The organism is Pseudoalteromonas agarivorans, from assembly GCF_024518735.1.
In the GTDB taxonomy this organism is placed as follows: Bacteria; Pseudomonadota; Gammaproteobacteria; order Enterobacterales; family Alteromonadaceae; genus Pseudoalteromonas; species Pseudoalteromonas atlantica.
The window spans coordinates 334,804-346,352 of sequence record NZ_JANIGJ010000003.1; the positions used below are offsets into that span (position 1 = coordinate 334,804).

Consider the following 11,549-nt stretch of genomic DNA (forward strand, 5'->3'; position numbering starts at 1 on the left):
TGTAGTGATTTAAGGCACCAAAATTATAATACCCTAAAAATAAAGAAACAACCTTAATACTAAGTTAAATTAAATAAACTTTAATTTAACTCAATATTAAATTCATTATCTTTAACTGATAGCGATATACTATTTATTTTTTTGTCATCAATCATGCTAGAAAGTAAAACTTCCGACAACAAAGGCAATAATTTATTTTGCAAAATGGTATGAATGTTCCTAGCACCGGACCCTGCATTTTGACAATTATCAATAATATATTCTATTACGTCATTTTCATATTTAAGCTCAGCATCGTAATGCTTATTAACGCGTTTAATTATTTTATCAATTTGTAGTGATGCAATTTCTGTAAGAATATCGTCACTTAGTGGAATGTAAGGTATTACATTAATACGCCCTAAAAAAGCAGGTTTAAATGATGCGAGTAAATCATCTTGTAATGCTTTTAATAAACCTTTGATACTAGGTTTACTTTCTTCGTCTTCAAATAAACTCATGGTGGTATCAGTTCCCACATTAGAGGTCATAATAATGATTGTATTTTTGAAGTCGATATCACGGCCTTCACCGTCTTTAATTGTACCTTTATCAAACACTTGATAGAAAATATCTTGTACACCAGGGTGAGCTTTTTCCATTTCATCGAGCAATACTACGCTGTACGGTTTTCTTCTTACGGCTTCGGTTAATATGCCACCTTCGCCATAACCTACATACCCAGGAGGTGAACCAAGCAGTAGTGATACTTTGTGCTCTTCTTTGAACTCAGACATATTAATAATGGTGACATTTTCTTCACTGCCATACACTTCTTGTGCAAGCGAAAGTGCAGTCTCGGTTTTACCTACACCACTTGGACCTGCCAACATAAAAATGCCGTTAGGTCGGCTTTCATCTGCTAGTTGGGCGCGAGATGTTTGCACTACCTTAGCGATTAAATCTAACCCATGGTCTTGCCCTACAACACGTTTTTTCATTTGCTGTGCAAGGTTTAAAATGCCATGTATTTCATCTTCGTGCATTTTACCTACAGGTATGCCAGTCCAATCTGATATAACCTGTGCAATAAGCTCTTCATCCACTTGCCAATGAACCATATTATGTTCAAAAGCAGTTAACTTTTCTTTACTCTGCTTAAGATTGGCTAAAATTTCATCTGATGAATTTTCTTGTTCTGAGTTAATAGACTCGAGTGCCTGATTAAGCTCAGCTACAATTTCTTTTTCTACTTTAAACTGCTCAGTTAACGGCGCTAACTGCTCTTCAATAGTTACAAGTTCAGTTTTAAGTGTATCTAGTTGCACTGAATGATCTAAACCTGTTTTTTGTTCACGGTGTAGCATCTGCACTTGTGTTTCTATTTCGCTTAATCGATTTACAAGTTGCTCTATAGTGTTTGGTGTAGATGCTTGGCTCATTGCTACCCGCGCACAGGCAGTATCTAATAATGCCACCGCTTTATCGGGTAGTTGCCTTGCCGTAATATAGCGATGCGATAAGTGCACTGCACTTTCGAGTGCCTGTTCAGAAATAAATACTTTGTGGTGTTTTTCCATAACGGGCACTAAGCCACGTAACATAGCCACTGCTTTTTCTGGCGTTGGCTCTTCTACTTTTACCACTTGGAAGCGGCGTGTTAGAGCAGCATCTTTTTCAAAAAACTTTTTATATTCAGCCCACGTTGTAGCAGCAATGGTTCTAAGTTCGCCACGAGCAAGTGCTGGTTTTAATAAGTTAGCAGCATCGTTTTGGCCTGCAGCTCCACCGCTACCAATCATCGTATGAGCTTCATCAATAAATAAAATAACCGGGTTAACTGAATTTTTCACTTCGTTAATTAATGATTTAAGACGATTTTCAAACTCGCCTTTCATACCTGCGCCAGCTTGTAATAGTGCTAAATCTAAGCTGTGAATTTTCACATTCTGCAGCACGGCCGGTACATCTTTTTGTGCAATTCTTAAAGCTAAGCCTTCAACTACGGCTGTTTTACCTACACCCGCTTCACCGGTTAAAATAGGGTTGTTTTGACGGCGTCTGGTCAAAATATCAACCATCTGGCGAATTTCGAAGTCGCGTCCTAAAATGGGATCTATTTTTCCGGCTTTTGCTTGAGCAGTTAAATCAACAGTAAATTGGTCAAGGCTCGGGGTTTTAGAGTTTGTAGCCGATTGGCTAGCCGTGTTTTGTACTGAGTGATTACGCTCTTGCGATTGAGCAACTATTTCTGGCCACGCATGAAGCAACTGCCCTGGCTCTATTTTATTAAATAACTTACTGCACCGGGTTACTAAGCTCGATAAGGTATCGTCTTTTACAAGCGTATAAATAACGTAGGCACTGCGAATTTGATTATCTGTAAACTCAATACTGGTACTTAACCAAGATTGCTTTAATAAGCTAGTAACATGTACAGATAAACTAGGTGATGACTCACTACCGGTTTTAAACGCTTCTAAAGATTGATTTAAGTCTTGTTTTACTTTTTCAATATCAATGTCAAAAGAGCCAAAAATAAGTCTAACATCATCTAGTTGCTGCTCAATCATGGCTAGTAACCAATGTTCAAGCTCCACTGTAAAGTGGCTTCTGCTATTACAAATTGCAACCGCCGCCTCTAGGCTTTTTCTGCAATCAGGGCTTAGTTTTTCAACTAATTTATTGAGTGTCATCGAAGACATACAGTGTTCCTTTTAATTTTAATTATCCCTTAAACGATAACTTAGTAGGGTTAGATTTTGATTTGTTATTTTGTACCGCTAAAAAAGAATTTGCGCCTAATTGGCAGTCATTCTTAGCCAGCTGAGCGGCGCCTAAATGCTGAAAGTCAGTTTCAATAACTAAGCGGAACTGAATTGAGTTTCCAACGTAGTCTTTAGTAATTTTGTTTGCGAGTTCAAACAAAGCCCCTTTGGGTAAAAGGAGTTTTGCTTTTTTTGGATCGTTTGATTGTATATGCACTTCAATATTAGAAGAGACATCCCAAACCTTTTTACCTAGCATGGTATCTACACCTAGCTGCGCATGCTGACCTTCAAATAATACTTGGCTTGCAAGGCGTGTTTGCTCTTGTTGGTGAAGTTCATGCCATTGACCAACCATTTGTTTTATTTTTACTTCGCAACCTAGGTATGAGCTAAGCACACTTTGTAAATCAAATGCGTTACGAATTTTTCGACTGTACAAACCCGAAAAATGCAACTGATGCTCATTATAGCCACCACTTAATAGCCCCAATATTTTGGTATATGGGTCTTTATTTTTGTCATTGTTTACATGATTTAATGAAGGCTTATATTTTTTCCAAGCTCGGTAATACAAAGAGATCAGACGATGATTAAACATGTCGTAAAAATCGCGCATGGTCGTGTCTTTATAGCGCAGCCTTTGCATAACCAGTTCACTATAAAATTGCGGTAATGCACCAGAGCAGCCAGTTAACCCCATAAATGAAACCTGCATATTGACCTTGTGCAGACCATCTTCAAAGCCAGTTTCTTCTAGCTTAGTAATTGCATTTCCCGGGTAGCCAAACTTTTGGGTAGCCGTAAATTTTATTAGTTCTTGCTTTGGGTTGCTATCGTAACCGACGTGGCGATAATCTAAGCCACGCTTTTTAAGCTGGTTTTCAATAATGAAAACCGCTTTATAAAAATCGACTTGAGAAGCTTGGGCAATCAGTTGCTTTATCATAGTAGTGGTCTATCACCTACGCGCGCAGGCCACTGATAATATATTTGCTCTTGCTCTTTTAAACGCAAGCTCAAACGTGTGTAACTATTTATAGCGGCAAACTGAGCAAAGAAATGATCCAACACTGCGGCAAAAAAGAACATGCCACTGCCCGAAAAATCATCGTTAGCAAAAGTAATTTCTATCTCGCTGCCAGTTACAAAACTTACCCTGCCTTTTTGAATAACACGCGCGGTTGCAGGCTCAATACTAACGCGATATATATTATCTATTAGCCCTTTGGTTTGAGGCGATGCTCTAAAGTCATACAGACGAAGTACTTCTTTTAATTTATTACACGCATCTTCACCGCTAAACGTATCGAGTGTTAAATGATTAACAAGCTGCCAGCGCGTTGCATCGGCTAATACGGGTCTAACTGCATGTGTAAAAGGCGCTAAACAACGAATTTTTTTAATTACATCGCCGCGCTCTGGCATTAGTAATCCAAGCTCATCGTCGCCAAATGGCATACTCGCAGGTAAATTACGGTTGCTACAATGTGCGCGTACAGTGAGTACAGAGTTACCTTCACCATATTCCATAGCGCTGTTTTCAAATTTGGCATCTACCAATGACATAAATGTCTCGGTGCCAGACTCTACATAACCGCCCGCCCACGACGCTGTTTCTCTTCTTATATGCCAAAATAGGTCTTCGTGACCTTGATAATTTGGATGAGTTTGACCATAAAATGGCGCAACGACTTGTTTATTACCTTTGTGATCAAACGCTATAACCTCTGAAATACCAATCACTTCAGAAATTTCTGAGTCCATGTAACGCGGTGCAAGTTGATACTCGTATTCACTTATCTCAGGGCGAATTGGCTCAAGTTCTTGTTCAAATAAGTTAATTATTGGCGTGCACCCAAGTAAAAACATATCCTCATCAACCTGTTTCTCAAGCTCACTTGACTCAGTATCAAGGTATATATAGATATCACATTTGTTGGAGTTTTTAGGTAATGCGCCGCGTATACCTTCAAGTTCAAAAAAACGAAACTTCTCAGGAAAAGTAAAGTTTTCAACCAATAAACGATAACCGGCAGCAGAGCGCTGAGAGTAAGGCACAACCGCTTCGTGTGTTTCAAACCCGACCGCTTTTAATTGGTTTTTTGATAAGTATTTAATGCCTTCTTCGCCATTATCTATGGCTATACCAATGCTATGTTTGAATAACAGTTCGTACACTTTAAGAGTATGGTGCCACTGCCCGTTTATATATACGCGAAGTTTTTCTAAACCAGTTTCTGCAAGCGAAACGCCCTTGTATTCACCGGTTAGCTCTAACTTAAATATAGACTTTGCCTTTTCATGCCAACGCGGCTTAGGCGCTACAAAAGGGCTGTTATCAAACTGGGCTTTAGTAATTTCAATGGGCCAAAGGTAGGTTTCGTAACAGGTTTGAAACTTACATTGCTTCATAGAATCAACGTTAGTTTCAACTTCACTTGCTCTTGGGATGACAACACCCGCGGTGGAAAGGTTTTCGGCTTCTAATTTTACAATCGACATAGAAGGGATAGGTGCTTGATAATCTGGTAGCATCTGCCCTAATAAAGCATCCGTTAATTCAGGAAAACTGTCATCTAGCTTTTGTCTAATATTGGCTGTTAAAAATGCAAACGATTCAATAAGCCGTGATACATGAGGGTCTTCAACATGATCTTCACTAAGTTTTAAACGCCCAGCTACTTTTGGGTATTTCTCAGCAAAGTCTTTACCTAAATGACGCACAAATGCTAATTCACGATTGTAATATTTTAATAATTCATCGTTCATAATGATGCCTCAATAATCTTCATACCTAAATTTACGGGCTCTACCTCAGAATCAAAGCTTATAAATTCTGGCTCAGGATCAGCGTATAAAAGCGCATTAATACGCAAGTTTAAAACGCGATTAACCGGCACTTCTTCATCAGTAAATACTTCAACTTCTAAAAATCGTGGCTCAAATTTTAAAATAGTGTTTCTAACTGTCTCGCATAGCAGTGCTCGACCTTCGTGAGAACTGACCGACATACTTGAAAAATCAGGTAAACCGTACGATAAACACGATGTAGCAAGTTCACTATATTGTGTAGGCCACGTGTGCCATTGAATTCGGGCGTTAAGCAGTGCTTCTATATCTCTGCGCACATTTTTACGTAGCTCACTTATTGTGATCCCTTCGGTACGCGATGGTGCATCTTGAAAGTCAGGCTCATCATCAATGAGCCTATCTAAAATAGATGCTTGAAGCTGCTGCTTATGTTCTATCATTATTGCTCAAATATAAATTATGCTGCTTCTACAGCATTAATTTTTAAATTAGGAATTGTGATGGCTTCATCATTCACAAACAGCATTTTCATGCCTTTACCAATAATGAATTCATCTTTGAGTTCAACCCAGTCCGAAACCTGACCTAATTTTTCAAGATCCGATTCAGCATTGGCATAGACAAGCGGTAAATGTGCAGTGCCTGAAGGGCCTTCTTTAATCGTTATTTCAACGCGTAGCCAAATGCTTTCTAATACTGAACTTACAGGCTCTACTTTTATCGATTCAATTTCATCAAAATTTGCCAAGTAAAATTCGCCATTTGTGCCTAGTACTTCTAAATAAGGGTTTAATGTATCGTCCAAATCGCGTGCCACAGACTCTGCATCACTTAACGTTGTAACTCTTAACGTTTCCATTTGCGCAGAAAGCTCAGCAGCTTCGTCTATTTCGCCCTCTAGCAATGCCACATGCATTTTTAAAAACAGCGTGTCTATCTCATCAGCATCATGAAATAATTTAGGGATCCCTTTACCTTGGTAAAAGTCTATTCGTGATTGCTGAGCACGGATCAAATGTCTAAGATTTACAGCACCTACAGCAAACTCAGGATTTTTTTGAACCATAAAATCGAGTTGTTTGTCTGCTTTTTCTAGATCACCATTTATGCAAAGTAATTCTGAATAGATACTTCTTATATCAAAATTTAAAGGCTCATCTTGAAGCTCTGTAGCACACAAAGATAGTGCTTCAGTTAGTTTTCCCTCGCGAATCAAGCTATGTATTTTCTTCATGGTTATTCCTTTATTTTGTGATGAGGACTGAGCTCTGTTATTAATTTAATGCTCGAGACCATTTGATCTAATTGAAAATGGGGTTGTAGTTGTAAAACAGAAAAAAAGTGACCTGGATTTGCTTTGTTTTCACTTACTTTTATGCGCGCATTACTCAGTGGATATTTACTTCTGATTTGCTCAGATGCTGAGTCTGACGCCGTTGTATAATTATTGATCCACGACTGTAAGTCGCGCTCGCACGCATGCGCATTTATGTATGAACCGACTCTATCGCGGGCAAGTATTTTTAAATAATGTGCAAAGCGAGATACGCATAAAATGTATTGCAACATAGATGAAAGGCGTGCATTTATATTAGCTGCACTGGAATCGTAATTTTTTGCTTTTTGTACCGATGCATTACTATAAAAAACAATATGTTCAGTATTAGTTACTGATGACGTTGGAATAAATCCAAGTTCAGAGAACTGCTTTTCAAATTTACTTGTTACCAATAAATCCAATGGCGGTTTAGCTTCTTTTTGGTAGGTATCGTTTGCAAAGCTATCTTTTGCAAGTCCTGTGACGAGCCCTTTTGACACTTTACCAGGCTCTATCCCTCTAATGTGCCCAAACCATCCGCTATCACAGTAAGCCCTAATTATTGTTGATACAAACTGAAACGCAGCGTTACCCCACAACATATCTGTTTCGGGGTTTTTTATTTGTTCTTTAAAATAAAAGTCTTGATGGCGTTTACCATCGTTACTGTAGGGTGCTCTGACTAAAACGTGCGGTAACGTTAAACCAACAAAGCGTGCCTCTTCCATTGATCTAAAGCTTTGCCATTTTACATATTCAGGTTGCTCAAATTGATTGAATAAATCTGCGTAGTACCCTAGATCAGAAAAGTTATCTGCGCCAAAAAGGTTTGGAGACGCTGAACATATAAATGGTGAGAATGCAGCAGCTGCAGTGCGCGAGATTTCTTTAATAGTATCAATATCGTTATAAATAGTGCCATTAGATGACATATTACTAATTTCGTAATCGCCAATTACTACACCAAAAGGCTCGCCACCGGCACTATCAAATTCACTTTGATAGAGTAACTGAAAAAAGTAACTTTGGTCGAAATCTATCGCTTTGTTTACATCTTTAGAGAGGGTTGCCCAATCACAGTTTAATACTTTTATTTTTACTTTATTTTCTTTGTCGTATTGCTCTGTTTGGAGGGTTAACCACCATAAATTACGCCAGCTGGCTTCTAACTTTTGAAATCGTGTAGCATGAATAATGCTATTTAGCTGTTGAGAAATTAGCTGATCAAGTTCAACAATAATTCGTTGTAAATAGGGACCAAGCGATTCTTTTGTCCAAGAGATAGGAGAATCAGAAGAGCCTTCAAGCCACAATAACAGTGCCTTGTCTAAGTTTTTTTCGTTCAAAAACCTATCAAGCAAAGCATCATTATCGCTAATTCTAGACTGCGACTTTTGGTGAAAAGCGTAGTCTTGATTTATAAATGAAAACTCTTCGTGATTCATTTTACTGCATTATCCTTAACGCTAAAGACTAGTTAATTAACCAATCTCTGGAATTTTAGCTACAAGACGTAATGAAGAGGTAAGCTCTTCCATTTGTAGCCAAGGTCGTAACCATGCCACTGCGTTATAAGCGCCTGGCTGACCTGGTATTTCTTTAACTGATACTTTTGCATCGGCTAATGGGTAACGTGCTCTGATATCTTGGCCACCACCCTCGGTCGCATTTACATACGATAGAATCCAGCGGTTTAACCATGACTCAACATCTTCCGCTTCCATAAAGCTACCAATTTTATCGCGCGCCATTACTTTTAAATAATGTGCAAAACGAGACGTCGCCATTAAGTAAGGTAAGCGAGCTGAAATTGCAGCATTAGCTGTTGCATCAGGCGTTGAATATATTTGTGGTTTTTGACAGCTTTGGCCACCAAAGAAAACAGCGTAATCGGTGTTTTTGTAATGACACAGAGGTAAGAAACCAAGTTTACTTAGCTCAGCTTCACGACGGTCTGTTATGCCAATTTCTGTTGGGCATTTAAGATCCGGATCGCCATCATCACTTGTGAAAATATGCGTTGGTAGGCCTTCAACTTTACCGCCACCTTCAGCACCACGTATCGCAGTACAAAAACCGTATTGCGAGAACGCTTTGGTCATATTAGTGGCCATTGCGTAAGCTGCATTACTCCAGCAGTAGTCGCTATTATCAGTGCTTACTGAACGGCCTGCTTTTGGTTCAACTTCAAACTCTTCATAGTTAAACTCTTCGACAGGTTTAGAAGCTGCACCGTAAGGTAAACGTGATAAGAAGCGAGGCATAGTTAGCGATACAAAACGTGAATCATCGCTGTCTCTGAACGAGCGCCATTTTGTGTACTCTAATGATTCAAACACTTTTTCTAAATCACGAGGTTTAGTCAACTCTTCCCAGTTATCAAACCCGAATAAAGACGGTGAAGAAGCGGCAATAAATGGACAGAAACCAGCTGCTGCCACATTCGACATTAGGCTTAAAGTTTCCACATCTTCTGGGTGATTAGTAAATTCAAAGTCACCCACAATTGTGCCATAAGGTTCGCCACCAGGAGTACCAAATTCAGACTCGTAAATCTTTTTAAATGTTTGGCTTTGGTCAAACTCAACTGCTTTGCTTAAATCTTTATGTAGTTCTTTTTTCTTCATGTTTAAAACACGAATTTTAAGCGTTGAGCTCGTTTCAGAATTCATTACAAGGTGGTGCAAACCACGCCAAGAACCTTCTAACTTTTGAAACTCTTCGCTGTGCATAACAACACTAAGCTGCTTTGAGATTTTCTGATCGATTAATTGAATTGCTTCATTAAACGTCACAGTCATGTTTTTATTCCATTGAACTGTGCCTTTTAATGCCTCTTCAGTTAATGTTTTAAGTAGTTCTTCTGCACGACTTGCATCAGTTTGCTTAGTGGCACCAATGGCTTGCTCTAATAACGATGAGCTTGCCTCAGCTGTTGACTCTAATTCAGTACTTAGTTGCTCTGCACTCATTTTTCAGTCTCCTCTAGCTTAAGTTCCTTAGCAATAGAATCAAGGCTTGAAGTATTGCTTAATACTTCTTCTAAAACATTTTCAAGCTCTTCTGAACGGTCAATCTTAGTCATTAAATCGCGTAATTTATTACGTGTTTCCATTAGCTTACGTAATGGTTCTACCTGATTAACAACTGCTGCAGGCTCAAAGTCATCGATTGATTTAAAGCTAAGGTTAACTTCAAACTCAGAGTCATCATCGCTCAGTGTATTTTCTACAACAAGTTTTAATGAAGGGCTCATGCGTTTTAAAACATCGTTAAAGTTTTCGCGGTCAATTTGAATAAAGCGTCTGTCTTTTAATGGTTTTAATGCTTCAGTGTTATCACCTGAAAAATCACCCATTACACCAACAACAAATGGTAATTCTTTTTTTACCGCAGTCCCTTCAGTTTCAACATCATAAGTGATGTGAACGCGAGGCTTACGTACTCGTTTTAATTTATCATGGATACTCATAGAGAACTCCTTTTACTTATGTTTCAGTTTCGCTGATCTTAATGCCAGACAACTTAAAGTACCCGGTCCTAGCATCACTATCTGTTATTAATTCATTTAATAATTCAGGCAGCGATAATTCGCTCCATCGAATCACTTGTTCTATCGTGTATGACATTGGAGAATGCGGTTCGGTTTTTCTAAAAAACGCCGCTATTTCTTTAAGCTTATTTATCGCATTCTCACGAGAATCAATTGCTTGGTTAATGGCCTTTTTAGGCGCCTCAACAGCATTTTGCTCTTCATCATTTTGAGTGAGTTGCTCTTGCGTTTGCTCAGAGATGAGAGCCTGTTCAGCTGCAACAAGTTTATCCGCTGCAATGTGGTTAACGGCCGCCAAACTTACTTCAAGCGCTTGTTTAATATTTGAGGTAGGTTGCGGCTGCCCCGTCACTTTATCCATCACATCGCTAAGCTGGGCAAATTCAGTAATTGCCTCTTCTATATCTTGCTTTAAGTTGACAAAAAATTCAGTGCTTGTCTCCGCGGCGCTTTTTTCAATTAATTCAAAATCGACCGCGCCTTGTGCTAGTTTTTTCTCTCTTTTCTCATCATTTAACCTTGAAATATCATAACCTTGCTGATATTCCCAAAATGTAAAAGGGTCTAAGCTAACACTGTCAGTTAACAGTATGCTTTTGATGGGGATAATAAGAGTCCCCTCACCTGCGGAGCCATTTAATCCGCCAAGAGCCGATACTTTGTCTGAAATTTCATCGTCTGCATCGAGGGTAGGGTATAGCGCGTCGAAATAATTATCTAATAAGTGGCTAGCCACTTTAAAGCCAAAGGCAAGCCCTTTAAAACCGTGAATTCGGCATAAAGCTTCAATAAACCATGCTAAATACTCAATGTCTTTGCTTTGTGATTTAATTGCGCTACTGCATTGCTCTAATAAAGGTAACCAGTCGCGAGCAAGTGATGAAATACCTTCTTCGTCTACTAACGCGTTTCTTTCAGCGGCACGAAGTTGGTTTCTTAAATCTTTTAAGGCGTAATAAGTCGACGTAGGAGAAACATCCGAGCGAGGGTCTAAACCTGCGATCTCAGTTTCAGAAATAGGGGAAATATACTCTTCAAATACAAACATTCCGTCGTCCTAATAATTATCCATAAAACTCCAATAAAGCGGAGCGGATTTCATATTACATTCTTTATA

General features: G+C 38.9%; 9 protein-coding genes. All 9 read right to left on the bottom strand.

Translation table 11 applies throughout. The annotated features are described in order from the left end of the window. Window positions 1–80: 80 nt before the first annotated feature. Genes tssH through tssA form a run of 9 tightly spaced genes read right to left on the bottom strand, consistent with a single transcriptional unit; the run spans window position 81 to window position 11,480 of the window. Entirely contained in the window at window positions 81–2,684 is a 2,604-nt protein-coding gene (gene tssH, locus NQT65_RS08170) for a type VI secretion system ATPase TssH (protein WP_126009401.1), read from the bottom strand. 22 nt (window positions 2,685–2,706) lie between these two features. Continuing rightward, a complete protein-coding gene (gene tssG, locus NQT65_RS08175) occupies window positions 2,707–3,696 on the bottom strand; it encodes a type VI secretion system baseplate subunit TssG (protein ID WP_126009403.1) in 990 nt (329 codons plus the stop codon). After that, the gene (gene tssF / locus NQT65_RS08180) at window positions 3,693–5,519 is read right to left on the bottom strand and encodes a type VI secretion system baseplate subunit TssF (RefSeq protein WP_126009405.1); all 1,827 of its coding nucleotides are present in this window, start codon (window positions 5,517–5,519) and stop codon (window positions 3,693–3,695) included. The genes tssG and tssF overlap by 4 nt, the downstream gene beginning before the upstream one ends. After that, complete coding sequence (gene tssE, locus NQT65_RS08185; protein WP_064387136.1) at window positions 5,516–6,001, bottom strand: type VI secretion system baseplate subunit TssE; 486 nt, start codon at window positions 5,999–6,001, stop codon at window positions 5,516–5,518. The genes tssF and tssE overlap by 4 nt, the downstream gene beginning before the upstream one ends. Before the next feature lie 17 nt (window positions 6,002–6,018). Next, window positions 6,019–6,795 (bottom strand): type VI secretion system accessory protein TagJ, encoded by a 777-nt coding sequence (locus tag NQT65_RS08190; protein ID WP_126009407.1) that lies wholly within the window; start codon window positions 6,793–6,795, stop codon window positions 6,019–6,021. 2 nt (window positions 6,796–6,797) lie between these two features. After that, window positions 6,798–8,324, bottom strand: a complete 1,527-nt coding sequence (gene tssC / locus NQT65_RS08195; protein WP_138685260.1) for a type VI secretion system contractile sheath large subunit — start codon at window positions 8,322–8,324, stop codon at window positions 6,798–6,800. Between the two features lie 36 nt (window positions 8,325–8,360). Next, window positions 8,361–9,851, bottom strand: a complete 1,491-nt coding sequence (gene tssC / locus NQT65_RS08200) for a type VI secretion system contractile sheath large subunit (RefSeq protein ID WP_024032877.1) — start codon at window positions 9,849–9,851, stop codon at window positions 8,361–8,363. Continuing rightward, entirely contained in the window at window positions 9,848–10,351 is a 504-nt protein-coding gene (gene tssB / locus NQT65_RS08205) for a type VI secretion system contractile sheath small subunit (protein ID WP_024032878.1), read from the bottom strand. The genes tssC (NQT65_RS08200) and tssB overlap by 4 nt, the downstream gene beginning before the upstream one ends. A 16-nt stretch (window positions 10,352–10,367) precedes the next feature. Further along, window positions 10,368–11,480, bottom strand: a complete 1,113-nt coding sequence (gene tssA / locus NQT65_RS08210; protein WP_256850905.1) for a type VI secretion system protein TssA — start codon at window positions 11,478–11,480, stop codon at window positions 10,368–10,370. Window positions 11,481–11,549: the final 69 nt, after the last annotated feature.